The sequence below is a fragment of the Xanthomonas arboricola pv. juglandis genome, from assembly GCF_905367715.1.
In the GTDB taxonomy this organism is placed as follows: domain Bacteria; phylum Pseudomonadota; class Gammaproteobacteria; order Xanthomonadales; family Xanthomonadaceae; genus Xanthomonas; species Xanthomonas arboricola.
This window is the reverse complement of the sequence record NZ_HG999362.1, coordinates 600373-626866: the sequence shown is the minus strand read 5'-3', so window position 1 is coordinate 626866 and position 26494 is coordinate 600373. Positions and strand designations below refer to the sequence as shown.

23 protein-coding genes and 2 pseudogenes are annotated in these 26494 nt (G+C 63.8%); 13 read left to right on the top strand and 12 right to left on the bottom strand.

Annotated features, from left to right (window positions below):
- Nucleotides 1-81 precede the first annotated feature (81 nt).
- Genes sctT through KHN93_RS02620 form a run of 8 tightly spaced genes read right to left on the bottom strand, consistent with a single transcriptional unit; the run spans nt 82 to nt 5714 of the window.
- Nucleotides 82-912: a type III secretion system export apparatus subunit SctT gene (gene sctT / locus KHN93_RS02655; RefSeq protein ID WP_039531291.1), complete on the bottom strand. Its 831-nt coding sequence runs from the start codon at nt 910-912 to the stop codon at nt 82-84.
- Nucleotides 909-1418, bottom strand: a complete 510-nt coding sequence (locus KHN93_RS02650; protein WP_104561165.1) for a type III secretion protein HrpB7 — start codon at nt 1416-1418, stop codon at nt 909-911. The genes sctT and KHN93_RS02650 overlap by 4 nt, the downstream gene beginning before the upstream one ends.
- Complete coding sequence (gene sctN / locus KHN93_RS02645) at nt 1411-2739, bottom strand: type III secretion system ATPase SctN (RefSeq protein ID WP_211921910.1); 1329 nt, start codon at nt 2737-2739, stop codon at nt 1411-1413. The genes KHN93_RS02650 and sctN overlap by 8 nt, the downstream gene beginning before the upstream one ends.
- Nucleotides 2729-3430 carry a type III secretion system stator protein SctL gene (sctL, locus tag KHN93_RS02640; protein ID WP_211921908.1) on the bottom strand — a complete coding sequence of 234 codons (702 nt, stop codon included), beginning with the start codon at nt 3428-3430 and terminating at the stop codon, nt 2729-2731. Before sctL ends, sctN begins: the two co-directional genes overlap by 11 nt.
- Nucleotides 3415-4044, bottom strand: coding sequence for a type III secretion protein HrpB4 (locus KHN93_RS02635; RefSeq protein WP_212579584.1), 630 nt, complete (start codon nt 4042-4044; stop codon nt 3415-3417). Before KHN93_RS02635 ends, sctL begins: the two co-directional genes overlap by 16 nt.
- A 24-nt stretch (nt 4045-4068) precedes the next feature.
- The gene (gene sctJ, locus KHN93_RS02630) at nt 4069-4833 is read right to left on the bottom strand and encodes a type III secretion system inner membrane ring lipoprotein SctJ (RefSeq protein WP_211921906.1); all 765 of its coding nucleotides are present in this window, start codon (nt 4831-4833) and stop codon (nt 4069-4071) included.
- Between the two features lies 1 nt (nt 4834).
- Nucleotides 4835-5227 carry a type III secretion protein HrpB2 gene (locus KHN93_RS02625; protein ID WP_211921904.1) on the bottom strand — a complete coding sequence of 131 codons (393 nt, stop codon included), beginning with the start codon at nt 5225-5227 and terminating at the stop codon, nt 4835-4837.
- A 31-nt stretch (nt 5228-5258) separates the two neighbouring features.
- Nucleotides 5259-5714, bottom strand: coding sequence for an HrpB1 family type III secretion system apparatus protein (locus tag KHN93_RS02620; RefSeq protein ID WP_039511079.1), 456 nt, complete (start codon nt 5712-5714; stop codon nt 5259-5261).
- A gap of 212 nt (nt 5715-5926) precedes the next feature.
- On the opposite strand from KHN93_RS02620, the gene sctU reads away from it, so the two are divergent.
- The 12 genes from sctU to KHN93_RS02560 all read left to right on the top strand — a co-directional run bounded on the left by sctU (nt 5927) and on the right by KHN93_RS02560 (nt 15703).
- A complete protein-coding gene (gene sctU, locus KHN93_RS02615) occupies nt 5927-7000 on the top strand; it encodes a type III secretion system export apparatus subunit SctU (RefSeq protein WP_211921902.1) in 1074 nt (357 codons plus the stop codon).
- Nucleotides 7001-7008: 8 nt separating this feature from the next.
- Nucleotides 7009-8931, top strand: a complete 1923-nt coding sequence (locus tag KHN93_RS02610) for an FHIPEP family type III secretion protein (RefSeq protein WP_211921900.1) — start codon at nt 7009-7011, stop codon at nt 8929-8931.
- Entirely contained in the window at nt 8931-9566 is a 636-nt protein-coding gene (sctP, locus tag KHN93_RS02605) for a type III secretion system protein SctP (RefSeq protein WP_211921897.1), read from the top strand. Before KHN93_RS02610 ends, sctP begins: the two co-directional genes overlap by 1 nt.
- 93 nt (nt 9567-9659) lie before the next feature.
- The gene (sctQ, locus tag KHN93_RS02600; RefSeq protein WP_212579583.1) at nt 9660-10613 is read left to right on the top strand and encodes a type III secretion system cytoplasmic ring protein SctQ; all 954 of its coding nucleotides are present in this window, start codon (nt 9660-9662) and stop codon (nt 10611-10613) included.
- A complete protein-coding gene (gene sctR / locus KHN93_RS02595) occupies nt 10600-11244 on the top strand; it encodes a type III secretion system export apparatus subunit SctR (RefSeq protein ID WP_006451038.1) in 645 nt (214 codons plus the stop codon). The genes sctQ and sctR overlap by 14 nt, the downstream gene beginning before the upstream one ends.
- 4 nt (nt 11245-11248) lie before the next feature.
- Entirely contained in the window at nt 11249-11509 is a 261-nt protein-coding gene (sctS, locus tag KHN93_RS02590; RefSeq protein WP_016901415.1) for a type III secretion system export apparatus subunit SctS, read from the top strand.
- The gene (locus KHN93_RS02585; protein WP_211921895.1) at nt 11506-12321 is read left to right on the top strand and encodes a 4-hydroxyphenylacetate catabolism regulator HpaA; all 816 of its coding nucleotides are present in this window, start codon (nt 11506-11508) and stop codon (nt 12319-12321) included. Before sctS ends, KHN93_RS02585 begins: the two co-directional genes overlap by 4 nt.
- Complete coding sequence (gene hrpD5 / locus KHN93_RS02580) at nt 12318-13265, top strand: HrpD5 family protein (protein WP_212579582.1); 948 nt, start codon at nt 12318-12320, stop codon at nt 13263-13265. Before KHN93_RS02585 ends, hrpD5 begins: the two co-directional genes overlap by 4 nt.
- Nucleotides 13266-13275: 10 nt before the next feature.
- Nucleotides 13276-13518 (top strand): Hrp regulator HrpD6, encoded by a 243-nt coding sequence (gene hrpD6, locus KHN93_RS02575; protein WP_047127959.1) that lies wholly within the window; start codon nt 13276-13278, stop codon nt 13516-13518.
- An 83-nt stretch (nt 13519-13601) separates the two neighbouring features.
- Nucleotides 13602-13883: an HrpE family protein gene (gene hrpE, locus KHN93_RS02570; RefSeq protein WP_080715814.1), complete on the top strand. Its 282-nt coding sequence runs from the start codon at nt 13602-13604 to the stop codon at nt 13881-13883.
- A gap of 56 nt (nt 13884-13939) precedes the next feature.
- On the top strand, nt 13940-14422 hold the full coding sequence (locus KHN93_RS02565) for a CesT family type III secretion system chaperone (RefSeq protein WP_104561183.1): 483 nt from the start codon (nt 13940-13942) through the stop codon (nt 14420-14422).
- Nucleotides 14423-14593: 171 nt separating this feature from the next.
- A complete protein-coding gene (locus KHN93_RS02560) occupies nt 14594-15703 on the top strand; it encodes a pectate lyase (protein WP_211921893.1) in 1110 nt (369 codons plus the stop codon).
- Between the two features lie 422 nt (nt 15704-16125).
- Here KHN93_RS02560 and xopF1 read toward each other — a convergent pair whose 3' ends face one another.
- The gene (gene xopF1, locus KHN93_RS02555; RefSeq protein ID WP_211921891.1) at nt 16126-18144 is read right to left on the bottom strand and encodes a type III secretion system effector XopF1; all 2019 of its coding nucleotides are present in this window, start codon (nt 18142-18144) and stop codon (nt 16126-16128) included.
- Nucleotides 18141-18586 (bottom strand): annotated as a pseudogene (gene hap3 / locus KHN93_RS02550) (Hpa3 family type III secretion system protein). The gene xopF1 and the pseudogene hap3 overlap by 4 nt, the downstream one beginning before the upstream one ends.
- Before the next feature lie 887 nt (nt 18587-19473).
- Here hap3 and KHN93_RS02545 point away from each other — a divergent pair.
- Entirely contained in the window at nt 19474-20028 is a 555-nt protein-coding gene (locus KHN93_RS02545; RefSeq protein WP_211921889.1) for a hypothetical protein, read from the top strand.
- Nucleotides 20029-21129: 1101 nt separating this feature from the next.
- Here the strand turns inward: KHN93_RS02545 and KHN93_RS02540 are convergent.
- A pseudogene (locus tag KHN93_RS02540) lies at nt 21130-23637 on the bottom strand (HrpF/NolX family T3SS translocon protein); the annotation flags it as partial.
- A gap of 373 nt (nt 23638-24010) precedes the next feature.
- Nucleotides 24011-26224 (bottom strand): aldehyde oxidoreductase molybdenum-binding subunit PaoC, encoded by a 2214-nt coding sequence (gene paoC, locus KHN93_RS02535; protein WP_211921885.1) that lies wholly within the window; start codon nt 26222-26224, stop codon nt 24011-24013.
- Nucleotides 26225-26494 lie beyond the last annotated feature (270 nt).

Genomic DNA, 26494 nt, shown 5'->3' with positions numbered 1-26494 from the left:
TGCAGACACGGCGTCAAGCAGCAAATCCGGGCTGGTGCGGTCAGTGTAGGCAGCGCATCGCAGGCGATGTCTCAACAATGATCAATTCGCTGCGCCTCCTTTGCCGCCGATGTTGGCGGCATCGTGCAACTGCTGCTGGAAGTGGATGAAGCTAAGTGCGTCACCGGATTGCGCAATGAACACGCTGGTCAGCAACGCGAGTAGCAGCAGCGCCAGGACCCCACGGATCGGCTGGCTCAGATTCGAAGGCTCCAGCTTGTCGGCAGCGCGGGCCACAAAGCCGATGGCCAGATCCACCAGCACCAGCACCAACATCAGCGGTGCTGCCAGTTTGACGATTGCGGCCATCATGCCGTCGGTCTGCTGGATGACGAAGGATTCGGCGACCGCCCCCATGTCCGGCGTGAGCTGACTCAGCGGCCACCAACGAAACGATTCGAACAGCGTACCGAGCAGCATCAGCATGCCGCCCAGCGCGTAGAAGGATACGATCGCCAGCTGCATCAACACCGTGGAGACCGGCGTGCTCTGCTCACCGCTCAGCGGGTTGGTCATCTGCACGTTGTTGTAGCCGGACACATCGTCGATCAGCAGGCCCACGCTCTCGGCAACCCAGAACACCGTGGATGCGGCAAACCCGATCAGCAGGCCGATGAAGGCTTCCTTGAACACCAGCCCGACCAGGCCGGCTGCTTCGATCCTGGCCAGCGCATCGGCCGGCTGTCCGTAGGCGATGAATGAACTGAGCACATAGATCACGCCGTTGCGCGCCATCCCCGGAAGACTGTCCTGCGCCGTGGCCGGCAGCACGAAGAACATCACGAACACGCGCACCCCGCACAACGCCAGCAGGGTCAGCAGCGATACGCCCTGGGACGACAGCGCCAGCAGCGCGGTGGCGGTGTCGCTCATTGCCGCACTCCGCGCGCGGCACGATGCAGGCGCAGCCCGACCAGCGCCTCGATCGCGTCTTCCTCTTCGGCCGCGTCGCGTTGTGCCTGCCAGGCACGCTGCGCGCGGGCGGCTTTCTGCGCATACACATCCTCCTGCGCCTGCAGCCTGCTCAGTGCCTGTTGCACTGCTGCGGCCTCGTCGCGTGCGCTCTGCACCGCCTGCGTCGCTGCGACCAGCGCCTGCTCTGCGGCGCGGCAGCGCTCTTCCAGCACGGCGCGGAAGCGTTGGTGCTGCAGGATCGCCGCGATGCCGATCGGCTCACCCGCGCCAGCCTTGTCGGCCAGCGTGGCATCGAACGCGGCCAGACGCGCGGTGCAGGCGCTGGCCTCCTGACTGCAACTGACGCGTTCGCGCTCGCACTGCGCCAGCGCACGCCTGCAGTCGCCCAGACGCTCCTGCATGCGCGCGTGACGGCGCGTCTTCAGCTGCTGCAATGTCGCCCAGGTGCTGGCACGCTCACGCATCGTCGATCACGCCGGCAAGCTGCTCCAGGGTGGTGTCGTAGTCGCTGAGCTGGTCGGTGGGCTGGCTGAGGAAGTCGCGAATCGCGTCGATCCTGGCGATTGCCTCGTCGGCGACCGCATCGCTGCCCTGGCGGTACTCGCCGACCTGCAGCAAGGTCTCCACCTCGTTGTACTTGGCCAGCAGACGCCGCAGCTGGCCGGCGTACTGGCGGTGCTCGGCAGACACGATCTGGCTCATCACCCGGCTCAGGCTTCCCAGCACATCGATGGCCGGGTACTGGTTCCTGGCGGCGATCTCGCGCGACAGAATCAGATGCCCATCCAGGATGCCGCGCACTTCCTCGGCGATCGGATCGCTGCCGGTGTCGTCCTCGGCCAGCACGGTGTAGAACGCGGTGATCGAGCCGGTCTCGCCCATGCCGGCACGTTCGAGCAGGCGTGGCAACTCGGCGAACACCGACGGCGGGAAGCCGCGCCGGGTGGGCGGCTCGCCGGCGGCCAGGCCGATCTCGCGCTGCGCGCGGGCAAAGCGCGTCAGCGAGTCCATCATCAGCAACGCGCGCAGGCCCTGATCGCGAAAATATTCGGCGATGGCGGTGCCGACATAGGCCGCCTTGGCGCGCTCGATGGAGGAGCGGTCGGAGGTGGCGCACACCACCACGCTGCGCGCCAGGCCATCCTGGCCAAGAATCATCTCGATGAACTCACGCACTTCGCGTCCGCGCTCGCCGATCAGCACGATCACGTTGACATCGCACTGCGTGCCGCGCGCGAACATGCCCATCAAGGTGCTCTTGCCGACGCCGGCAGCGGCGAAGATGCCCATGCGCTGGCCTTCGCCCAGCGTCATCAGGCCATCGACGATGCGCACGCCGGTCGGCATCGGTTGTTCGATCAGGCGCCGGCGCATCGGGTCCGGCGCCTGCGCCTGGATCTGCACCCAGCCGTCGCCGGCAACCGGCCCCTGGCCGTCGGCCGGCTCGCCCAGGCCATCGAGCACGCGTCCCAGCAGCGCCGACCCGACCGGCACCGCCAGTGGGCGCCCCGAGCCGATCACACGCGTCTCGCGCGACAAGCCGACCAGCTCGCCGAACGGCGCCAGCAGGGCGAGATTGCGGCTGAAGCCCACCACCTCGGCGCGCTGCAACAGCCTGCCATCGCGCTGGCGCAACTCGCACACCTCACCCAGGCTGACCTGCACCCCGGCGACCTTGAGCATGGTGCCGATCACTTCGACCACCTTGCCGTAGCGGCGACCGAAGGCCAGCGCAGCCAGTTCGCGCTCGAGCGTTGCCTCCAGCAGCGGCATCTCAACCGTCATCTTGCACCGCCTGCGGCGCGGCCAGCACGCGGCGGATGACCCGCTGCAGGCTGCGCAGCTGATCGCGCAGATCGGCCTCGAACACGCCGGTATCCCATTCGCACACGCAGGCGCCCAGCGCCAGCTGCGCGTCGCCGCACAGCTCCACCGGCATGGCCCAGCCGGCGGCCGCCGCGGCCGCATCGAAGGCGCGCCGCGCGTCGTCCAGCGCATCCGGATGCACGCTTACCCGCAGGCCCTTGGCCTCGTCCAACGCACCGTCCAGCGCCTGTGCGGCGCGCGCGTACAGCGCAGCGGGATCGTGCCCATGCAGCACCTGTGCGCAGGCATGCGAGACGATCCCGGCCAGACGCTCGCGGGCGCGCTGCGCGGCATCCTCGGCTGCGAAGGCATGGCGTACGCCGCGCTCGTTCCATGCGTCGAGCTGACGGCGCAGCCCGGCGGCATAGCCCAACCGTGCACTGCGCTCGGCCTTGTCCCGGGCATCGTTGAGGATCGCCTCGGCCTGCTGCTGCGCATCGTCGATCAGCGCCTGCGCACGCGCCTGGGCATCTGCCAGCGTCTGCGCACACCGCGCGTGCACCTGTGCAGCCGCGGCGTCCAGTTCCAGCACACAGGCCAACGCCTCGCGGGGAATGACGTCGCCGTCCAGGCCCACCGCCTCCTGCGTGGACCTCAGCCACAGACGCATGACAACTCCGGCAGCAAGGTGGGAAGCGCCTGCAGGAAGGCATCGCTGGCGCCATCTGCAGCGACAGGCGCCACGCGGGCAGCGCCCAACGGCAAGGACAGCGCGATCACTTTGGCGACGCAGGGGTCGGGCCAGGCGCCATCGGCCGCCAGGCGGCGCCAGCCATCGCCGACCCATGCTGCCGGGTCGGCATCGCGCGGCAACAACGGCGCTGTCATGCCGGTCACCGCGCGATGGCGCACATGGTCGAGCACCGCCGGCCCCACCCGCTGCTCGAACCAGCTCAGGCGCTCGCGCTCGATGCAGCGGCGCAGCGCCAGTGCGCGCGAAAACAACGCGCGGCTCATCAACACCCTGGCGAGCAGCTCGGGCGCCAGCATGACCAGCCGGCTGGCCAGCGGATCCAGCGCACCGGGCGGCATGCTCGACCACCCCGTCCAGGCCTGGACCACGCGCACACGACGCTGCGCAGGCGCACCTTCCCAGCCCGACGCAGCGACCGGGCCCAGCCAGTGGGCCACCCGGTCTGCATCCAGCGATTGCGCCAGCGCGGATACCGCCGCCGTCCAGCGTTGAAGCCACAGTGCCGCGTTGTCGATGCGTGCCTGGTCGATGCGTGACTTATCCATCCGCCGGCCTCACCCAGTATGTTTTCTGGACAACTCGCGCAGGCGCTGCCAGCCGCCCCAGCGGCGTGCATTGGCGTTCGGCCACCAGTACAGCGCTGCGGCAGCGAGCGCCACGCACAGCGCCAGCGCGCAGCCGGCCAGCCACGGCCACGCCCAGGCACGTGGCGGTGGCGATGCGGAAAACTGCGCATCACTTTCCGCGCCACCAGGCACCAGCGTGACGCTGACGTTCTCGTAGGTCAGCCCTTCCACGCTGTGCATCACCAGCGTCTTGATGCTGGGCACCAGGCTGGTCAGATCGCTACCGACGCGAAACTTGATGAACACCGCGGCGCTGGAGGGCTTGACCGAAGTGGATAGCGGGTCATTGTTGGGCAGCACGATCTCCACATCGGCCGCGATCACGCCATCGATATTCGACAAGGTCTGCGACAGCTGCTGCGACACGCCGTAGATGAAGCGCACGCGCTCTTCGGTGGGTGTGGAGATCAGGCCGTCCCTCTTGAACATCTCGCCGAGATTGGCGTGCCGCTCGCGCGGCATGCCATGCGCGCGCAGCACCTGCAACGCGTACGACACCTGATCGTGTGGCGCGTTGACCGCCCAGGTCTTGCCGTCATCGGGGGTGACCTTGTCTGCATCCACACCGGCCGTCAGCAGCACGGCGAGCATGTCGTTGGCATCGTTCTCGGTCAGCCCGGAATACAGCTGCTGGTCGCAGCCAGACAGCAGCAATGCCAGCAGCAATACCACCAGATATCTGAGCGTTCGCATGCTATTGATTCTTGAACAGCGTCTGCACGGCGTTCCTGCCCGACTGTGCCACGCCAACGCTGACATTGAGGTTGAAGCCGACCATCGTCAGCTCGTGCATCAACTTCATTTGCTGCGAGGCCATTTCCTGCAGGCCCATGGTCGGCGCCTGCATGCTGAAAGCATCGATATGCTCGGTCATGGTCCGCACGCCATCGTTCTGCACGTCGACCAGGCGGCTCACCATGCTCGGCTCGCCGACACGCTGCATGGCAGGCGGCAGCGGGCTGGAGGACTGCATCAGTGCCTGGAAGCGGTTGACCAGCACCTGGTTCGGTGTCGCCATCGGCGACACTGCCGACGTGGACAAGCCGGTACCGGCAGTGATCGGTGCAACAGGAGGAATCAGCGTCATGACATGTTCCGCAGGCTGGGTGAGGTCCGGGTCAGGCGCGCAGATACTGGGCGTTGGGAACTTCCATCGGCGTGGCGGATTCGGCCGCCGCTTCCAGCTGCGCGGGTGCAGGCGTGTAGCGGCCTGACAGCGCCTTGACCAGGCCAACGGCGTCGGCATCGGCGTCCTCTTCGATCAGGCCGTCTGCAATGCCATGCCACGACGGGTCGCCCACCGCAAACAGACAACACGCGTACAAGGCCTTGCACAGCGGCTTGGAGCCCGCATCGGCCTCCAGCTCACGCAGCAGGCGCGCGCCCTCCAGGTAACTGCCGCGCTTGATCGCAATCCAGGCATCGAAGGTATCCAGCGCCTTCAGCTCCGGCCGCAGCACCCGCACGGCGGCCAGCACCGCTGCGGCTTCTTCGAGTTTTTCGTGGGTCAGCCCGACCGTGATCAGTTCAATCAGCCCACTCACGACCGAACCGGGACATTCGATGTTTTCCATACCGCACCTCGTCATTCAATGGCTGTGGACAGCATGCGTGCGTAACGTACGCGTCGGCGCCAACCAAGACTTTTCAGAAGCGAACATCGGAATACCATCGCGAACAAACACATCGCGCTTCGTCCACCCATGCACACGTTCGCCCTGGAAGCGGATCGCCTGGCGATGGCTCGACCAGAATCGGCGCGCAGCAACAGCGGCCGGAGATCGCCATGTCGGATGAGAAGACCGAGAAGCCGACCGAAAAAAAACTACAGGATGCGCGCAGGGATGGAGAAATCCCGGTCAGCCCGGATGTCACTGCCGCCGCCGTGCTGCTGGCCGCGTTGTTGGTGATGAAACTGGCAGGCAGTTATTTTGTCGAACACCTGCACGCCTTGCTGTCGATCGGTCTCGATTTCAGCACCAATACGCGCGATGCCACCGCCTTGAATCGTGCGCTCGGTCGCATCGGCATCCAGGGATTGATGCTGACGCTGCCCTTCGTGGTCGCGTGCTTGGCAGCCGGATTGATCGGCAGCTTCCTGCAGACCGGGCTCAATGCCTCGCTCAAACCGGTCACGCCCAAGTTCGATTCGCTCAACCCCGTGAACGGCGTCAAGAAACTCTTTTCGTTGCGTAGTCTCATCAACCTGCTGAAGCTGGGTATTAAGGCCGCGGTGATCGGCGTGGTGCTGTGGTACGGCCTGCGCGCACTGATGCCGACGATCATCGGGCTGGCCTACCAGCCAACGCCCGACATCGCCCAGATCGGCTGGCGTGCGTTGGGCATTTTGTGCGCGCTGGCGGTACTGGTGTTCGTGCTGGTGGGCGCGGCGGACTGGAGCGTGCAGCATTGGCTGTTCATTCGCGACAAACGCATGAGCAAGGACGAGCAGAAGCGCGAGCACAAAGACAGCGAAGGCGATCCGGAACTGAAGGGAAAGCGCAAGGAATTCGCCAAGGAACTGGTCTTCGGCGACCCACACGAGCGCGTCGCCAAGGCCAAGGTGATGGTGGTCAACCCGACTCATTACGCCGTCGCGCTCGCCTACGAACCGGACGGCTTCGGTCTGCCACAGGTGGTTGCCAAGGGCGTGGACGACGGTGCGCTGGAACTGCGTGCCTATGCGCACAACCAGGGCATTCCGATCGTGGCGAACCCGCCGTTGGCGCGTGCGCTGCATCAGGTCGAACTGGGCGAGGCGGTGCCTGAAACGCTGTTCGAAACGGTGGCGGTGGTGCTGCGCTGGGTCGATGCGCTGGGCCGCGACAACGATGACGGCAGCGGTCCGCTGCCCTGCTAGGAGATCGCATGCGCCTGACACGCTATTTCGCATACACCGGTGAAGTGGCGATCGCCGCCCTGGTGGTGGCGGTCATCGGCCTGATGATCCTGCCGTTGCCCACCCCGCTGATCGACACACTACTGGGCATCAACATCACCCTCAGCGTGGTGCTGCTGATGGTCACGATGTATGTGCCCGACTCGATCTCGCTGTCGTCGTTTCCCTCGTTGCTGCTGTTCACCACGCTGCTGCGGCTGTCGTTGAACATCGCATCGACAAAATCGATCCTGCTACATGCCGAGGCCGGCCACATCATCGAAAGCTTCGGCGAGCTGGTGGTCGGCGGCAACCTGGTGGTGGGCCTGGTGGTGTTCCTGATCATCACCACGGTGCAGTTCATCGTGATCGCCAAGGGCTCCGAGCGCGTTGCCGAAGTCGGTGCGCGCTTCACCCTGGATGCGATGCCCGGCAAGCAGATGAGCATCGATGCCGACCTGCGCGGCGGCAACCTGAGCGCGGACGAAGCACGCAGCAAACGCGCGCGGCTGGCCATCGAGAGTCAACTGCACGGCGGCATGGATGGCGCCATGAAATTCGTCAAGGGCGACGCCATCGCCGGCTTGGTGATCACCATGGTAAATATCCTGGCCGGCATCGTGGTGGGCGTGACCTACCACGGCATGAGCGCAGGCGAGGCGGCCAACCGTTTTGCGATCCTGTCGGTCGGCGATGCGATGGTGTCGCAGATCGCGTCGCTGCTGATCTCGGTGGCGGCCGGCGTCATGATCACCCGCGTGGCCAACGAAAACGAGGCCAGGATCAGCTCGCTCGGGCTCGAGATCGGCCGCCAGCTCACCGGCAATGCGCGCGCCCTGCTGGCGGCGAGCGTGCTGCTCGCCTGCTTTGCGTTCGTTCCGGGATTTCCTGCGGTGCTGTTCGTGCTGCTGGCGGCGGCCGTGGGCGCAGGCGGTTATACGATCTGGCGCAAGCAACGCGATGTCAGCGGCAGCGATCAGCACACGCTGCCATCGACCAGCCGCAAGGGAGCCAAGGGTGATGCGCCGCACATCCGCAAGAGCGCGCCGGATTTCGCCTCGCCCCTGTCGATGCGGCTGTCGCCGCAACTGGCTGCGCAGCTCGACCCGGCGCTGCTGGACCAGGCGATCGAGAGCGAGCGCCGGCAGCTGGTGGAACTGCTGGGCCTCCCGTTTCCCGGGATCGCGATCTGGCAGAGCGACTCCCTGCAGGACCTGCAGTACGAAGTGCTGATTCACGACGTCCCCGAAACCCGCGACACGTTGAGCGATACCGCGGACCTGCAGAAAGCGCTGGCCCAACAGGCCATCGCGCCGCTGCGTGCACGCGCGCATCTATTCGTCGGCATCCAGGAAACGCAGTGGATGCTGGAACAAGTCAGTGCGGACTATCCCGGGCTGGTGGCAGAGGTCAACAAGGCCATGCCCGCGCAGCGCATTGCCGATGTCTTGCGCCGGCTGCTGGAAGAACGCATCCCGGTGCGCAACATCAAGAGCATCCTGGAGAGCCTGGTGGTGTGGGGACCGAAGGAAAAGGACCTGCTGATGCTGACCGAGTATGTGCGCTGCGATCTCGGCCGCTATCTGGCGCACACGGCCACCGCAGGTACCGGGCAGCTGCCTGCGGTGATGCTCGACCACGCGGTGGAACAGTTGATCCGACAGTCGATTCGCGCCACGCCGGCAGGCAATTTCCTGGCGCTGCCACCGGAGCAGGCCAACCAGCTGGTCGAGCAGGTGGAACGCATCGTCGAAGATCAGGCGCGGCATCCACTGGCAGTGGTCGCATCGATGGACGTGCGGCGTTATGTCCGCCGGATGATCGAGGCGCGCCTGAACTGGCTGGAGGTGTATTCGTTCCAGGAACTGGGTGCAGAGGTGCAGCTGCAGCCGATCGGCAGAGTGGTGGCTTGATGCGCAAGCCACCGGTTCGCCACGTGCGCATCCTGCCTGTCACCGGTAAACCCCTGCAGCCGCCCGCAGCGCCCATACCGGGGCGTGCGACGCAGCGTGTCAGCTTCATGCAACTTCGCCGGCGCCTGGGCAGCGTGCTGCCCGGATTGCCGGACATGGTGTCGCCGGAGGATGGCGACGACACTGCGCCGCTGCCCGAAGCGGCGGATGCTGTCCGCGACGGTCACGACGCTGCGCGGCTGCAAAGCGCGCCAGCCTGCCTGGATGACGGTCATCGTGGACAGATCGCCCGAGGCGAGAACAGCGACGCGCTGGGTCGGCAGATCGCCGCCGAGTGGATCCGCACCCAACGCGCGCAGATGGCCATCCACCATATCGCGCTACGAGTGGCCGAGTTCTGCAATGCCACGCCGGTGCGCGGCGCAGGGATCTGGGAGGCATGGCTGGAGATCAACCACGACATCCTGCCGCAGACCACGCTGTTGTTGCGGCTTTCGCCAGACCAGCTATCGCTTCGCTTCGACAGCGGCTCGCCCGAGACGCGCGAGGTACTTTGCAATGGAAGAAAGCGTCTGGATACCGCGTTGAAGGCCGCGCTCAGCGGCGCGCTTCAGATCAGCATCGAGGTCGTCTAGCGCCGCACACGCAGCAGGACAGCCATAACCAGGGACCCCGCTTTGTCAACCGAGCCGAGCCCGACGTCACCGACACGCGACTTGTCGCAAGCGCTGACCCACGTGCCCGCCGCACGCGCGCAGCTCGGCACGGTGCTCTGCGATGCGCGTGCCGTGCAGCGGTGTGGCTTCACCGCGCAACGTCGTGGCATCCGGGCGGCGGAAGCGGCGCGCCTGCAGTTGCAGTTCGATAGCGGCAGCCTGGAGTTGCGGATCGCCGCACGCGACGGCCTCTCGCCGCTATTGAACGAAGCCGACGACGCCCTGCGTGCAGCGATCGCCGGCGTGCTATTGAACGATTTCCTGCACGCCTTCGCAGCGCTCGGGCTGGGCACTGCCGAGGTCGCCGCGTTCGAGCGCTGTGCGGACGCAGCCGATTGCCCGGAGATCGGCATCGCCCTGGGCGGCATCGACGCGATCGCAGAGACCGCCAGCCCACTGCTGCTTGCCGCGCTGCAAAAGGCTGTCGCTGTGTTGGCAACGCCATCACCGCTGCCGGCCTGGCTGGGCGCACTGCGGCTGAGCACGCGCCTGCGCATCGGCCAGCGCACGGCAACGGCGACGCTGCTGCAAGCGCTGCGCCCGGGCGATGTGCTGCTGCACGCACTCGCCCCGGCTCCCGTGCGCAACGGCGAGCTGCTCTGGGGCATCCCTGGAGGCGCGGTGTTGCGCGCTCCGGTGGCCCTGAACCTGCAACAGATGATTCTGGAGACCGCTCCCGCCATGCAGCACGATATGCCCGAGCTCGATGCCACATCGTCCACCACCGATGTGGCGGCACTGGAACTGCCTGTCCACCTGGAAGTGGACCAACTTGCACTGTCTGTGTCGGTGCTGTCGGGCCTGCAGCCCGGCCAGATCCTCGAACTGTCGGTGCCGGTGGATCAGGCCGACATCCGTCTGGTCGTCTACGGCCAGACCATCGGCATCGGCCGGCTGCTGGCGGTGGGCGAACATCTCGGCGTGCAGATCCTCAGCATGTCGGAGACCGCGCATGCAGATGCCTGATGTCGGCTCGCTGCTGCTGGTGGTCATCATGCTGGGCTTGCTGCCCTTCGCAGCGATGGTAGTGACCTCCTACACCAAGATCGTGGTGGTGCTCGGCTTGCTGCGCAATGCCATCGGTGTACAGCAGGTGCCGCCCAACATGGTCCTCAACGGCGTCGCGTTGCTGGTGTCGTGCTTCGTGATGGCGCCGGTGGGCATGGAGGCGTTCAAGGCCGCGCAGAACTACAGCCCCGGTGCCGACAACAGCCGCGTGGTGGTGCTGCTGGACGCCTGCCGCGAACCATTCCGGCAGTTCCTGCTCAAGCACACGCGCGAGCGCGAGAAAGCCTTCTTCATTCGTTCGGCGCAGCAGATCTGGCCCAAGGACAAGGCCGACACGCTCAAGCCGGACGATCTTCTGGTCTTGGCACCGGCATTCACGCTCAGCGAGCTGACCGAGGCGTTCCGCATCGGCTTCCTGCTGTATCTGGTCTTCATCGTGATCGATCTGGTAGTGGCTAATGCGTTGATGGCAATGGGTCTGTCGCAGGTGACGCCGACCAACGTGGCCATTCCGTTCAAGCTGCTGTTGTTCGTGGCGCTGGATGGCTGGTCCATGCTGATCCACGGCCTGGTCTTGAGTTATCGGTGACGCCATGGACCATGACGATCTGGTGCGATTCACCTCCGAAGCCTTGTTGCTGTGCCTCAAGGTGTCCTTGCCGGTGGTCGGCGTTGCCGCGCTGGCTGGCTTGCTGATCGCCTTCATCCAGGCAGTGATGTCGCTGCAGGATGCCTCGATTTCGTTCGCGCTCAAGCTGGTGGTGGTGGTGGCGGCCATTGCGATCACCGCGCCGTGGGGCGCCTCGGCGATCATGCAGTTCGGCCAGGCGCTGATGCAGGCGGCGTTTCCATGATCCGGCGCATTTCGCTAGGTGCCGTGCCGCCGTCGCTGCCGAGCGCGCCCGGCGCATCGCACCACCATGCCGATGCGCCTGGCGCTGGCGCACAGCCGCTGGCGGACACGCCACATCATGCACCGCGTCTGCGCCCCGCTCCGCCGCGCAGGCGGCGACGCGGCATGCGGTCGCTGGATGGCATGGACGACGAGCTCGACGCCACCGAGCTGGAAGACGCCGAGGCAGCACGTGTCTCGGCGCTACGCGGCCGGGTCAACATCGCAATCGCTCAGCCGCAGGAACAGGGGCAAGGCCAGGACGATCAGCATGGCGCCGGCGCTCGCGCACACGCCGGCGATCCGCAGGCAGAGACGTGGCCAAGCGCCTCGCCGGTCCACCGGGACGAGGATGTGCGTGCGGGTGTCCAGGCAGTCATCGATCGCTATGCGGCAACGCGCGCCGCCGACCAGACGCTCAGACGGCAGGCCCTCACCGCTGCGTTCGTGGAGTTGCGTGACATCGGCATTGCCCATCCGGTTGCCGCATCGCTGACCACCATGGTCTGGATGTTGATGCGCGAGCACCTGCAATCCGGCCAGGCGGGCAGCTTTGCCGAAAGCATGGACACCTTGCGCAAACGCCTGGTGGAGATGGTGCACGCGCAACCGGAGCCCACACCAGCACTGCGTAGCTACAACCTGCTGCTGCCGCTGATGCTGATCAGCGCGGGAAGACCGCGCAGACCCGCTGATTGTGCGCGTGGCGTCACGCGTTTGAACACGCTACTGATGGAACACCAAGACGGGGCCGCTCAGGGGATTCGTGCATGACCATGCAACTTCGCATACTGACGGGAATACACGCCGGCGCGCGATTAGATTTGCAGCCAGGCAGCTATACGTTGGGCGCCGATCCCCAGGCCGAGATCCAGATCGAAGACTGGCCTGATTGCCCGCTCATCATCGAGGTGGATGCAGATGGTCAAGTTCGTTATCGCAGCGACGCGTTGCCAACGACACCGTTTGTTGCGCTGCATCCAATGCGGTTTGGTCCGTTGGTGCTCTGTATCGGCGAGGCTGCAGCCGATTGGCCGGACGATGTGGCACTGCTGGAGCGGTTGCTGTCTCCAGCCGCAACGCCGGCAACACCTCCGCCACCCAGGTCCAGGCGCACCGCGATGCGCGCAGTGGTGGGCGCCATGCTAGCGCTGGCCGCCGCTGCGCTGCTGCCCTCCCTGCTGCCGGCGTTTCTTTCCGATGCTGCTCCGACGCGCAGCCAGGACAACCAGCTCAACCAGGTCCGGTCCGTGCTGAAACGGCTGGGCTTGCGCGAAGCGCGCTTGGAGCAGGTTGGCCCGCGCGTGCGGGTCGAGGGCCTGGTGGCGAGCAGCGCGGATGCGGCGCGCCTGCGTGCACAACTGCATCGGTATCAGCATGCCGTCGCGGTCGATGTGGTAGTGGTGGATGAGGTGCTGGCCACCCTGCGCGACACCCTGGCAGACCGCGATCTGAACGTTCGCTACGACGGTCAAGGCGTGTTTTCCATCGCCGGCAACAGCGACAACGCAGAGCGTGCAATCCGGCGGATTGCCGACCTGCGCAGCGATCTGGGCCCGGAGATCCGCAAGCTGCATGTGGACATCACCCAGCAGGACCCGTCGGTAAAACCGCCTTCGAACTACGATGCCGCCCTGTTGGTGGAAGGACTGCATTACGTGGAGACACCGGACGGCACCAAGCACCTGACTTCCCTGCCGCAGCAAGCGGCGCCATGAGAACCGCACCATGTTCAATGCCATGACAGACACGGTCACCCAGGATATGAGCAAGATCTTGCAGACCAAGGCGCTGGATGTCTCCGGCGAGCGACTGCGCAACGTCGAGGCAGCGCTGCATACGACAGCGCAACAACTCCGTGTGCACTGGTCTGCAGCGAGCGATCAGGCCGCGCGCAACGATTTCACTGTCTTGCACGACGGCATCAACGCCGCGCGCGACATCGTCGCGCATGTTGCCGGCATGCCTTGACCATCGATTTTCTTGGTCGCCTCGACCAGGTAAAACGCGCCGGCAGGCGCCCCCGCTTTAATTAACTGCTAAGGAGTCTTCGTATGGCTTTACTTCCCGAAATGAGTTCATTGCACTCGCGCTTCGGCCAGGGCGTGGACAGCTTTACCGGAGGCGTTTCAAATGGAATGTCCGGTGCCGCGGCAACGCATGGGGCGAGCGGGCAGATTGACTCGCTGCTCGGCGACCTCACCGCCTCGGACGAGGATCAAAAGCGCATGAACAACAAGATCACCATGCTCAAGAACGATCTCGACTTCAACGTGGCGCTCAACAAGTTCATCGGCAAGGCCGGCGACAATGCAAAAAGCCTGGTCGGTCAGTAACGGCTTTTGACATGACGCGGGGCCGGCATGCGGCCCTGCGTCAGGTTGCATGACGGATGAGCAGCGCCCGATTCGAAGCGATCGTTCAGCAGATGTGCGAAGCACTGGACCTGTCGGATGTGCAGGCGGTGCTCAGCAGCCGCGTGCTCTGGGTAGACGGGTTTGAAGTCTATCTGCACATGCCTGCAGCCCAGACCGACGATGACGCACAGCAAACGCCGGAAGAAGAAGCGCTGTATCTACGCATCTCCTACGGCCTTGCTCCGGCGGGGCGCACCCTGACGGTGTTCCGGCTGTTGCTGGAAGCCAACCTGTCGGTGTACGCACAGGACCAGGCGCAACTGGGATTGAACGATGCCGGCGTGATCGTCCTGATCGTACGCGTGCCGCTGGACGACGACGTCGATGGCGCATGGATCTGCGATCTGCTCGCCCACTACGCCGAGCATGGCCGTTACTGGAACAACAACATCTTCATTGCACACGACGACATGTTCGAAGGAATCGCAACGGGAAACTATCTGTGGCTACGCGCGTGAGGTGCTCGACCTTGCCTGCAGGCTGATGCTTGCCGCGAGACAGGCACGACTCAGCAGCACGCTGTCGGAGCCTTGCGCATCCCCTGCGCCGTGTCACCCGCCACGCTATCGCGCCGTTATCCCTCTCGCAGGATTTCTTCCGCCCTTCATCTCTCGCAAGGACACTCGCCAATGAAACTCGCCATTCCCTCACACACCACTGCGAGCTTACAGCCGTCCTCGTTTTCCCTATCGCAGCAGCAGGCCCTCACCGCAGTGATCATGAGCATGCTGGCGTACTGCATGCAACGCATGCTCAGCGACATGCTGCAGCCACAGGATCAGCCATCCAGCGACGGTCAGCCGCCGACCAATCCCACTCCGATACCCTCGCTGCCGCCCTCGAACCCGCCCGGCTCCACCAACGCCGGCGGGCAGCACGGCAGCGGGGCCGGCGACGGCAGCGGCGGCAGTGGCAGCAACAACAAAGGCAGCGGAAGCACCAGCGGCACAGCAGCCGGCAACGGCGCATCGCCCACCAGCCCAGGTCAACCGGCAACCCCGCCCGGCAGCGGTCAGCCGGTCACGCCCGGCCCCAACGGTACACAGGCGCCCCTTCCTCCCGGCAAGGTCGTCACCGCGCCGCCCGGCGTCCAGAACAAGCCCATCGTGGTGCACAAGGGCGAGGTGTTCGACGGCAAGAACCAGCTGTACGTCGGCGGCCCTTGCCTGGGCAAAGGCAACCAGGACGAGCATCAGCAACCGCTGTTCGTGGTCGAGGACGGCGGCAGCCTCTGCAACGTCAACATGACCGGCGGCGGTGACGGCGTGCATTTCATGGGCAGCGGCAAGATGGTCAATTGCGTCAACGAGGACGTCAGCGAGGATGCGGTCACCATCGATGGCCAGGGCAACCGCGAGCATGATGCGGGGATTGCCGGCTGCAGCCCGGAGGTCAGCGGCCGGCCGAAGGTCGAGATCATCAATTGCACGTTCAAGAACGCCGCAGACAAGGTCGTGCAGGACAACGGCGCTGCCGACGTGGTGATGTCGGGCGACACCGTCGAGGGTGCCAGCAAGGTCTTCCGCACCAACGGAGGGCATACCGATATCGACACCAATCTTCAGGTCGAGAATTGCGAGTTCAATCAGGTCAAGGAAGCGGTGTTCCGTACCGACGCGCCCGGCGCGACGGTGAAGCTGGCAAACCTGAAGACCGATGCGCCCAATGAGGTGATTGCCCCCAACGCGTCCCAGGCCATCGGGGCAACACGCATCGGCTACAAGGCCTACAGCGGCTGATCGCAGCCTGCAGCGGCGCTACGCGTCGATCCTGCCCGGCAGATGCATGGCGTTGCCGCATCTGCCGGGCATCGGCATTTGGTGGCTTTGAAATCACTGCATCCCTACGCGTCGGCTTTTGGCGCCCTATGCCTGGCGCGCCAGTTCACGCACGCGAGCAGGATGTGGGGGATCCCGATGCGCGCCCTGTCTGGTCAATGGCAACGGGGTACAACTGCAGGCCCATATGGCCGACCGTGCCAGCCGAATCCGCAAACGCCAACGGGTGCTGGCCACCTGGAATGCGCGGCCATGCAGCCACATTGCCAGTTCCGATGAGCGCATGGCGCGCAATAGGACCGACAACAAACGACAGGCGTCACCGTGGTGACGCCTGTCGTTGCGGCATGCCGCGCTTTTGGATCAACTGCAGCATCGACCACTCACGGCCGGCCATTTTCCCACTGGCGAAGTGCCTCGCTCTCGTGCAATGCATGCCTGAGCGTCGTCAACCCGGTGTCCAGGGTCTCGGTCAGGTTGTTGCGCGGCACGCCGCTGAACATCGCCGCCTGGCCGGCATGCAGCTCATCGCGCACGGTGTCGATGGTCGCAATCGAGACGGACTGCGTGTCGATCTCCGTGCGCAGTTTCTCCAGCGCATCATGCAATCTGACCGCCTGCGGCCCCGGTGCAGGCGCAAGCGGCTGCCCCTCCTCCAGGGCGCGCGCAATCTGCGCCTGTGCCGGCGCAAACATCGCGATCGCCTCGTTGATCGGCTCGGCCAATGACTGAAGCGTGCGTGCGATGGTGCGTTGATGACTGGCTGCGCTGACGGCACGCTGCTGATCCAGGCGCGTGGCCTGGGTGGTGTTGGCACCGTTCTTGGCCTTGAGCGCATTCCAGACCGTATCGTTGAACAAGGTCTGCACCGCCTGTTGCACGACCGTGGCGGTGGAGTTGGCGGCTTCGCCTGCAACGCTGCCGTTTGCATTGCCACCACGCAAGGGCGCGGCGATCAGGCGGCCTGCCCCGAGCGAGGCGAAGTTGGCCAGCACGTTGCTGAGCATGTGACGGCCCAGCACATCGCGTAGCGCAGTGGTCACCGCGTTGGTGGTGCTCAAGGCCTGCCTGGCCAACGCCAGGCCTTCCTTCCCGGTCTCCAGCAGATAGTTGGGGGGGAACCGCACAGCGTCGGACCATTGCGCAGGCCGACGCGTCTTGTCCGGCAGTGCCAACGCAAACAGATTCAGCCGCTGCTGTCCGCCAAGCAGGTCGGGGACACTCATCTGGCCGGTACGCGCCACCGCCTTGCCGGTTTCGAGCATCGCCTTCTGCACGACCCCTGCCCCGCCGATGGCGAGCGCGCTCAGGCCCAGCTGGCCGGCCGGCGTGCGCGTGCCCGGGTCGTCGGAGGTTCGCCGCGCCGCGTTGAATCCCGCGTTGATCGTCGGCTTGAGCAACAAGGTGTCCAGGGACTTGTCGTCCAGGGTCGATTGCCACTGGGTGATGCCCTGGCGGAGGTCGTAGGTCTGCGCCTTGAGCTCCGCAAGCGTGGCTGCGTCGCCCTCGCCCGGGCGTGTGAAACGCTTGCCCTCGGCAGTGATCTCCAGCAGGGCCGGTGGCGGATCGGGCACCAGGATCTTGGGGTCGATGGCCTGGAACCGCGGCAGGTTGGCAACGCGCGCGCGCCGGTCCATTGCCGGGATCAGCAACGTATCGCTGGTATGGGACATCAGGCCCGCCACCGCGCCGGACAGCGTCGTCGTACTCAGCGTTTCCGATCCGGGCGCACGCGCGCCGTCGTAGGCTGCGCCTGCGGCGAGACCGAACGGGGTGCGCATCGAGCCGATGATGAAGGCCCTGAGACATTCGTAAGCGATCGGCCAAGCCGCCTTTGCGCCAGCCGTCTTCATGTCGCCGGCGATCTGGTATCCGGCATCCGGCCCGAACGCCGCGATACGTTCCTGCACGCGCGCGTCCGCCCATTCCAGATATGCGGCCTGCAGTGCCTCCTGCTCCTCCGAGGGGGCGGCAAATGGTAGGTCAACCAAGCGTGCACGTAGCTGCGCCTTCAACTCAGCCGCTGCCGACGCACTGCGCTGCGCATGGGTCGTTGCAGCGGCAGGTGCCTGCGGCTCATCGACGACCGAGGACGTCGGGCTGGCCTGCGCAGTGTGAAACGATGCATCCGTCAGCTCGGAAGAATGCGACGACTGCGAGGACTCCGGGCGTTGGGATGCGCAATGCGAGGATTCGGCCTGCGTCGTGCCGGCGGTCACGCGACGCGATAACGGTGCGCGACGACCGCGCAGCACCGGCCCCGAAGACAGGCCTGCGAGCGGCCCGGGAGGCGAGCGCGTCTGTGGCGGGGTCACGGTGTCCTCGGCCTGCGTTGGGTGTGCGGGCGCAGAAGATGTTGCGCGGCTGCTGGAAGCGGTCCCGATGTTGCTGGTGAGTTTCATGAGGCCACCTCGGCCGCGCTACCGGCCTGCGTCACCAGCGCGTCAAGCACCACACGGGCAACCACTTGCCCGCGCTCCAGCGCGGTGGCCACGGCATCGGGCGTGCGCTCGAGCAACAGCGGGCAGACACATAGCAGGCCAAGGTCCGAGAGCGTGAGCCGCCAGCCGTATTCGGTCAGCAATTGTTCCTGCAGCGCCAGCAGCGTCACCACCTCATCGCCGCCGAGCTCGCGTGCGGCCAACGGCAGGATCACTTCCGGAAACGCCGTCACTTCGCCCTGCTGCATCTGCGTGTGGACACGGCACAGCATGCCCGCAGGCCCAAGGATGGTTTCGCCTCCGCCGAGTCGTTGCGCGAGCTCGCCAGGTAACCCGAGACAGGCGCCAATGCTGAAGAAAACGCGGTGTTCGCTGCGTGGTGATTTCCTGATTCCAACGTCATCTGAAACTCTCCGAGAAAATGCGATGAGTGGCCAATCCACCATTTCGGTAGAGCGCAGTGTCTGGCTGGCCATGCAAAGCCGGGCAAGACGCTGCGAATCACTCGCGCCGCACACGAAGTTGGTCTGGTGGAAGTCGCGCAATCGAGACCTGTGTCATACGCAGCCTATGTGTGCGGGAGCGGCAGATGAATCGCTTGAAAGACCGCGGGGAACGCGACGACGCGAATGCTCCGCGCAGCCGCGGGCAAGCGTTCTTTGAGCAAGCGCGACATTTTTACTGTTTCGCCAGACGCGCAACTACCGCACGCGGGAGATATTCATTCCGGGCAAGCGCTCAAACCCGGACATTCATTGATGAGTAGGCAATGCACTCCTTCTCCGGCATCCAGGGCGTCGTGCGATCGCCTTGACTACTTGCCGGTTCAATTTTCGCACCAAGCACCATAATTAGCCTTAATTAATATAGTTAACTCACCATTTGATCCTTCTTAAATATTCCAAGCTAGACTTATGATTAACCAATAAGTTCAGAGAGCGCATTCACTGCAGCTTTCTCGGATACCTCCCAGAATCCCCGCGTTCGCACACAAGATGAATTCTTCGCAATCTCCCACCGAGCTGGGCCAGCACCCGTCATACTAAACACCCCCGTTAATCAAATAGGTTATGATCCGTGGGTATCTGCTGCTCTAAACAAGACTATGTTTCGAATAACTACGCCCAGTCCGACGCACAGGGCGCATCTCCCCGCTCGCCGGTTAACGCAACGGCAATAGCCTCTTCAAATCAGTTGGGGGGGCACTTAGGCGAGCTGGCGGCCTTGAACCGCGGTGCGTCTAGGGTTTCGTCGCTCCGGGGGCCGCGGATTCCTCTTTCACGCGAGCAGATGGCAGTAACCAAAGTCCTGCATCGAGTGAGAGATGAATTCTACCTTCGAAGTTCAAACTTCAAATCATCGAACAAGACCAGGAGTGGACGTGGCGACGTGGAGGCACATCGCGTAGAAAATGCGCAGAGAGAGATTTTAAGAATGAGGGGGCAAGCGCTATACGACAGCGATACCGATTTCATCAGTGTTGCAATGGAAGGAAGAGCACATAACTGTGGGGAGCTCGCATCATTGGCAAAACTTTATCTGGAAGATGAAGGATTTGTGGCACGCACGATCGACTTCAAGGCTGACCATTCTGCTGCAGTCATCGGTGCAGATTTTGGCGGCCTGCCGGCAGACATGACACAATGGGAACCAAGTATTTATATTTGTGATCCCTGGGCCAATATCGCGTGTCGGGGCAGCGATTATCCCGATCAATTTCTTGCCAAGATGGCGAAATGGCAAGGGCAGGGAAAGTCGATAAAAATCGACAATCGAGGATTTGTCTCACCCCTAGACCAACAATGGGTGAATGACATGCTGCAAGGAGGGAAGGCAGCGTGTTGAATTCACGAATGCCGGCCGAGCCAATCTCCGCCGCATTTCTAAACCCATAGTTTGAAAATCCAGTAATGACCTCCAAAGTTGAAACCCCGACTTTTTAATCAATTTATTTACGCCAAAGATAGATAAATATCATCTTTCATACACCGCCCGTACGGGCGGTGTATTTATGAGTTCGACTATAAATACAGCTTAAGCGCGCCACAAGCCCGGCCTGATGCTTGCTGATATTTCGCTGCGTTCTAAAATTTATTTTCCCCACCACGGCCGGCTGCACCAGCTCCTGGAACGGACAAATATCTGATATCCCTTGCGACCGTCTAGAAGACGGCCGACAAAGCAACATCGCCACATAGGCTCTTGCTTAAATTACAGCATGAATTGCAGCCGATTCAGAGGCTGACACAGCTGTGACCTCACGGCGGAAAGCAAGGGCTACTAAAGCACGTCGGCGCGAGCTCAGACAGATGCCAACCATCGCCAGTGTAATTTCGGGTTAGCGAATATGCGTGCGGCCGTGCTGATCTTTACGTTCGGCGCTGGGCATACCAGGCCGCGAAACGCATTGTATCGGCAAGACCCAGATATTGCTAATGCAGTGGCTTGCGGTGTCCAGGCCTGCTCATACAAAACGACGTATCTACTTAACTGGAGCTGGTACAGCTCTGGTTCCCAACACACATGCACCTGCGGACTGAGTTGAACGGCCCACTGACGAATTGGGCGATCATGCTGATCGCCCTTCCGTTCACGCAATAAGATGCTGATCAGGAACGATCATTACCTGCGCCGCCCACCCCTCAGATTTCTGAATTTTTCCCTCGCGTCCGCCTCGAAGTTGTCCGCAACTTCCTTCGGGATAATCTGTTTCCCCAGCGGTATTCCGCCCGTGTCCTCCAGCTTCTGGTGGATTTCGCCTTCTTTCTTCTCTTTATCCAATCGCACCTCTTCATAATGCAGGCCCGCCAACACAGGCGCCTTGAGCATGTCGGTCGATCGATTAATGTCGTTGCCTACCAAATATCCTTTAAACCCATCAATGCGCTCTTGCCCCTTGGTTGCGCCCTTGCCCTCTCCTTTGACTACGCCCTCGCCTGCGCCCTTGGTCATGCCTTCGCCTGCGCCCTTGGCCGCGCCCTCGGTTGCCCCCTTGGCCGCCCCCTCGCCCGCGCCCTTGGTCACCCCTTTGGCTGCGCCCTCGGCGACCCCCTTGGCGACTCCCTTGGCTGCGAGTCTGGCCGAGGGTCCACCGGCGGCCCCCACCACCGCCCCGGCCATGTTGATGCCGGCGAGTTCCCACGCCAGTTTCATGTTGCCACCTTGCAGCGCGGTGTCGATCACCTGGGCGGCCTGTGCTTCGCTCTCCAATGCCAGCGCTCCTACATCGGCAATCTCGCCAATGATGGGGATGCCGTTCAACGCACTCAGGCCGACCGAGGCCCAGTCCATGATCTTGCTGTCCCACTTGAGGAACTCATGCAACCCCTTGCCGACGGTGCCGATGTCTTTTTTCTTCTGCTTGATCTCGGGTTGATCGGCCTTGCCCATCAACATGTCCGCCACAGCCTTCTTCTGGTCGGGCGACGTGGCCGCGTGCGTAGGTGATTTATCGACGGTCTTGTTGGCTGCCGTCATGTGATCGTAGAAATGCTGGAAATCCTTCTTGCTGATCTTGCCCGAGTCGACGACATGGCCACCGCCGAAGAAGCTGTGCGGCTTCTTGTAGCCGGTGATCGAATTATTCAACAAGCCGAACAGCAGCGGGTCGCCCAATAGCTGTTTGGCCGCATCGCGCACCGCGGGGTCGGCTTTGTCGTCCTTGACGATCGTGTCGAGCTTGTCGCGGGTCACCTCCTTACCATCGCCGAAGAACGCATCCTGGTGGCTGTTGATGGTGTCCAGCGTTTTCAATTCAGGTGCGGTCAGGTGCATCTGCGATGTGGATTTCTGCAGAAAATCCGGCGTACTCATCGAACCCGCATCTCCCGCCAGCGCCTTCCACTGGTCGGGATGCTCACGAAAATACTGCGCGGCGGCGATGACCTGTGGTGGGCACTTCTGGGTCTTGCTGTCGCCTTCGACCAGGTGCTTGAAGGCATCCTGGTTCAGATCCTTCGGCAGATAGTCCGAATAGCGATAGAACTCGCGCATCGCGTCGCTTTCGGTCATGACCGTTGGCTGGGTCTTGTCCGGGCTGTCCGAGGCCACATAGTTCTGCGTGTAGCCCTTGGCTTGCTTGTTGGCGTATTCCGCAACCTGCGCGTGGCCGGCCGAGAATTTGCTCAGATCACCGGCCTTGATCTTGCCACCGCACTTGCCATCGCCCTGCGAGCCGATGGCGAAGAACAGCCGCGGATCCTTCTGCAGTTCCGTCAATGCCTGCTTCAAATCCGGCGGCGTCGCCGGATCGTTGATCTTCGCATCCAGATCAGCCCATGCAACCGGCAGCTTGTCCTTGTGACGATCGAGCGTGGTGACGATCTCCAGCTCGTTCTGGGTGAGCGTTCCGCCGTCCCATGTGACCGAAGAGCCGTCCACCGGCGGCGGCAGGTCGCGGCCCTTCATCTTTTCAGGATTGTAGGTCGCGTTCTTGCCACCCAAGGCGGTCACCTGCGGGTGACGGTCGGCAAAGTCGTAGAGGTTGGCGGCAATGAGCGTGCCGTTGCACTTGCCCTGGTCATCATGGTGGTGCTTGCCGTGGCCCTGGGATGCCAATGCGAAGAATAGGCCAGGATCCTGCTGCAGGCCTTGCAGCGCTTGTTTCATGTCCGGCGGCGTGGCTGGGTCGTTGATCTTTTCGTCGAGCTTGGCGAACTCGATCGGCATCATGTCGCGATGCTGATTAAGCGTGGAGACGATGTCGAGCTGCGGCTGCGTGAGCGTGCCGCCATCCCAGGTCACCGTTGAACCTTCTGCGGCAGGCGGCGGTGTCGCCCCCTTGATGTTTTTGGGATTGAACTCGGCATTCTTGCCGCCCAGGTCGGTGACCTGTTGGTGGTGGTCTGCGAAATCCCACAGGTCCTCGGCCTTGATCTTGCCACCGCATTTGCCGTCGCCCTGCGAGCCGATCGCGAAGAACAGGCGCGGGTCTTTCTGCAAGCCTTGCAGCGCGCTCTTCAGATCGGCGGGCGTGGACGGGTCGTTGATCGTGTCGTCGAGTTTTGCGAACTCAAGCGGCATCTTGTCCTTGTGCTGATTGAGTGTGGAAACAATCTGGAGCTCCGATGCGGTGAGCGTGCCGCCGTCCCATGTCACCGATGAGCCATCCACCGCAGGCGGCAGCCTGGATCCCTTGATGTCCTTGGCATCGAACGGGGTCAATGGGCTCGGCCAGGACGTGCGTTTCTCGATCGGCTGGCCGGCTTGCACATCGTCCGCTGAAGGCGTGCCTAACCCCGGAACATCGCTGCCTGGCTCACTGATTGGCGTGTTGCCGTAGGTGGCGGCAATCAGATTATAAATCTGCTGCAAAAACAGGTTGTCCATCGCCAGCAACAGATCGGAATCGTTCATGGCCGAATCCGATCCGGTTGCCTCCGGCGACGAGGCGTCATCCGTCAGAGGTAGAAACAGACCGGCGGCACTCCCGGTCGAAAGCGTGTTGAGCGACATGTGCGGCCTCGCAGTGACATAGCAGTGACAGAGCAGCTGCATATGAGTACATGCTCATACGGTCACACGGGCATGTCTCATGCGGCGAACACAAATGGTGCCACTTCTGCTACGCGACGCACGCACCGATGAACTATTTTGGCGAAAAAAGCGCAGGAAACGCACATGGGCGACACCCTCACCCGACATCAGCTCGGGGGGGCCGATCAACGCGACCCGAGCGCGCATGGCGTGATCAGTTCGAGCGAATGCGGGTCATCCTGCCCGTAGCGAATGCCAGGCCTAGAAGCCAGGTATACATGTCGACCACGTTCTTCATCAGGGCAGTGGCACCTGCCCGTTGACGCCGGCTGATGCCCGGCCGCGCCCCCGCTCATTCCGATGGAAGCGGGAGCTGCGCCAGCAGTTTGTCCAGCGTGATCGGATATTCGCGTACACGGATGCCGGTGGCGTTGTAGATGGCATTGGCGATGGCCGGTGCCACACCCGTCAACCCCAGTTCGCCGACGCCCTTGGCCTTGAGCGGCGACATGGTGGGGTCGACCTCGTCGATGAAATGCGCCTCCAGATGCGGAATGTCGGCATGCACGGGGACTTCATAGCCGGCCAGATCGTGATTGACGAAAAAGCCTAGGCGGCGGTCGACCGCCATCTCTTCCATCAGCGCGGCGCCGACGCCCATCACCATGCCGCCGATGATCTGGCTTCTGGCAGTCTTCGGGTTGAGAATGCGGCCGGCCGCACACACCGCCAGCAGGCGCCGCACGCGGATCTCGCCGGTGTAGCCGTTGACGGCCACTTGCGCAAAATGCGCGCCGAAGGTCTGCTGGGCGTAGCGCTCCTTCAGGCCAGCGAACTCCATCGCATCCTCGACCACGATGTCGTGCTGCGCTGCCGCCTGGCGCAAGGGCACGCGGCGCGTGCCGGCGGTCACCATGCCATCGGCAAACTGCGCCGCGTCCGCCGGCATGCCGAGCCGCTGGGCGATCGCCTGACGCAAGGCGACGCACGCTGCATACACGCCCGCGGTGACCGAGGCCGCGCCCTGCTGACCGCCCGACCCCGGCGTCTCCGGAAAGCTGGAATCGCCCAGGCGGACGACGACCTGATGCAGTGGCACGCCCAGCATCTCCGCAGCAGTCTGCGCCACGATGGTGTAGCTGCCCGTGCCGATGTCGGTCATGTCGGTCTCGATGGTCACCGTGCCGGTGCGATCCAGCCGCGCACGCGCACCCGCCTTGGAAATCGGCGTGCCGCGCACCGCAGTGGCCATGCCCATGCCGATCAGCCACTGCCCTTCGCGCACGCTTGCCGGCCGCGCCAGCCGTTGGCTCCAACCGAAACGTTCGGCACCCACCTGCAGGCAGTCGACGAACGCGCGTGTGGAAAACGGCTTGCCCGGGTTCTCCGGATCCACCTGGGTATCGTTGAGGATGCGCAGCGCAACCGGATCCAGGGCGAGCCGTTCTGCCAGCTCGTCCATGGCGATTTCCAGCGCCATCAAGCCGGGCGCCTCGCCGGGCGCGCGCATTGCGTTGCCTTCGGCAAGGTCGAGTACGGCAAGACGCACCTGGGTCATCCTGTTCGCACCTGCGTACAGCACGCGGGTCGAGAGCGTCGTAGGTTCGGTACGCCCGCCGGGCAAATTGCCGGACCAGCTTTCGTGGCCAATGGCGGTGAGCCGCCCATCGCGTGTGGCGCCCAGCCGGATCCGCTGGATCGTTGCCGGCCGATGGATGGTGCTGTTGAACATCAGCGGGCGTTGCAGCGCCACCTTGACCGGCCTGCCGACCGCCTTGGCAGCGAGTGCGGCCATGACCAGATCCGACTGGACCGTGCCCTTGCCTCCGAAGCCGCCGCCGATATACGGCGAGAGCAAACGAATGTGGTGTTTGGGAATGCCGAGGATCTTGCCCAGATCGCGCCGGCCCCAGTTCATCTGCTGGATCGAGGTGCGGCAGGTGAGCTGATCGCCCTGCCAACTGGCGATGCTGGCATGCGGCTCCATCATCGCGTGGGCCTGGTCCGGCGTGGTGTAGCGGGCATCGACCTTGACCGGCGCGGCCGCAAAGGCCGCGTCGAAGTCGCCTACCGCGGTTTGCGGTGGACCGCCAAACGGCGCCTGCTGTGCGATCGGCGCGCTATCCAGCTGTTGCGCCAGATCGTAGCGGCCGGTCTCACGCACATAGTCCACGCGCACCAGCGCAGCGGCCGCACGCGCTTGCTCGAAGGTGCCGGCCACCACCACCGCAACAGGCTGGTGATAATGCTCGACCTCGGGCGCGGCCAGGAAACGTTGCACGTAGAACTCGCCGGTGCCCAGAGCCTGGGTATTCTTGTAGGTGAGCACATGCAGCACGCCGGCAGCTTTCGCAGCAGCGGTGGTGTCGATGTGCGCAATGCGCCCCTTGGCGATTGCAGCGCCGACGATGTAGCCATACGCCAGCTCCTGCAGGTTGTCGTGCCACTCGTAGGCGTAAGGCGCGTTGCCCGTCACCTTGAGCGGACCTTCGATACGGTCCACGGGCTTGCCGACGACGGTGAGTTGGTCGATGGGAGTGAGGCCTGCCGGCGTGTCGAACTTCATTTAGCGTATCTCCAGCGCAGCAGTCGAGAGCTGCGTATCGGGCAGTGCGATCGCGTGCTGTCGTTTCCTGCCCAACAGATGGCTGGGTTGCCAACGGGCTGGGGCTGCGCACACGAGCACATGGCCAGCTGTTGTACCAAACCCCAGGAGCACCGACGCTGGCCAGGCCGGGATGCGCTTATGAGAATTTCTCAGCAATCACTTATCGCGTCTGGGCATCAGGGGCAGGACCGCAGACAACCATCGTAGAACGCTGCCAAATTATCCGGA

Bases quoted from the DNA above. Each gene is read 5' to 3' on its own strand.
- KHN93_RS02565 (WP_104561183.1), top strand. From the start codon at position 13,940: ATGAGCAGCGCCCGATTCGAAGCGATCGTTCAGCAGATGTGCGAAGCA.
- KHN93_RS02625 (WP_211921904.1), bottom strand. From the start codon at position 5,227: ATGACGCTGATTCCTCCTGTTGCACCGATCACTGCCGGTACCGGCTTG.
- sctL (WP_211921908.1), bottom strand. From the start codon at position 3,430: ATGCGTCTGTGGCTGAGGTCCACGCAGGAGGCGGTGGGCCTGGACGGC.
- xopF1 (WP_211921891.1), bottom strand. From the start codon at position 18,144: ATGAAACTCACCAGCAACATCGGGACCGCTTCCAGCAGCCGCGCAACA.
- sctJ (WP_211921906.1), bottom strand. From the start codon at position 4,833: ATGCGAACGCTCAGATATCTGGTGGTATTGCTGCTGGCATTGCTGCTG.
- sctS (WP_016901415.1), top strand. From the start codon at position 11,249: ATGGACCATGACGATCTGGTGCGATTCACCTCCGAAGCCTTGTTGCTG.
- KHN93_RS02620 (WP_039511079.1), bottom strand. From the start codon at position 5,714: ATGGAAAACATCGAATGTCCCGGTTCGGTCGTGAGTGGGCTGATTGAA.
- hrpD5 (WP_212579582.1), top strand. From the start codon at position 12,318: ATGACCATGCAACTTCGCATACTGACGGGAATACACGCCGGCGCGCGA.
- KHN93_RS02650 (WP_104561165.1), bottom strand. From the start codon at position 1,418: ATGCGTGAGCGTGCCAGCACCTGGGCGACATTGCAGCAGCTGAAGACG.
- sctN (WP_211921910.1), bottom strand. From the start codon at position 2,739: ATGACGGTTGAGATGCCGCTGCTGGAGGCAACGCTCGAGCGCGAACTG.
- KHN93_RS02610 (WP_211921900.1), top strand. From the start codon at position 7,009: ATGCGCCTGACACGCTATTTCGCATACACCGGTGAAGTGGCGATCGCC.
- sctT (WP_039531291.1), bottom strand. From the start codon at position 912: ATGAGCGACACCGCCACCGCGCTGCTGGCGCTGTCGTCCCAGGGCGTA.
- KHN93_RS02560 (WP_211921893.1), top strand. From the start codon at position 14,594: ATGAAACTCGCCATTCCCTCACACACCACTGCGAGCTTACAGCCGTCC.
- KHN93_RS02545 (WP_211921889.1), top strand. From the start codon at position 19,474: ATGGCAGTAACCAAAGTCCTGCATCGAGTGAGAGATGAATTCTACCTT.
- sctU (WP_211921902.1), top strand. From the start codon at position 5,927: ATGTCGGATGAGAAGACCGAGAAGCCGACCGAAAAAAAACTACAGGAT.
- hrpD6 (WP_047127959.1), top strand. From the start codon at position 13,276: ATGTTCAATGCCATGACAGACACGGTCACCCAGGATATGAGCAAGATC.
- sctP (WP_211921897.1), top strand. From the start codon at position 8,931: ATGCGCAAGCCACCGGTTCGCCACGTGCGCATCCTGCCTGTCACCGGT.
- paoC (WP_211921885.1), bottom strand. From the start codon at position 26,224: ATGAAGTTCGACACGCCGGCAGGCCTCACTCCCATCGACCAACTCACC.
- KHN93_RS02585 (WP_211921895.1), top strand. From the start codon at position 11,506: ATGATCCGGCGCATTTCGCTAGGTGCCGTGCCGCCGTCGCTGCCGAGC.
- sctR (WP_006451038.1), top strand. From the start codon at position 10,600: ATGCAGATGCCTGATGTCGGCTCGCTGCTGCTGGTGGTCATCATGCTG.
- hrpE (WP_080715814.1), top strand. From the start codon at position 13,602: ATGGCTTTACTTCCCGAAATGAGTTCATTGCACTCGCGCTTCGGCCAG.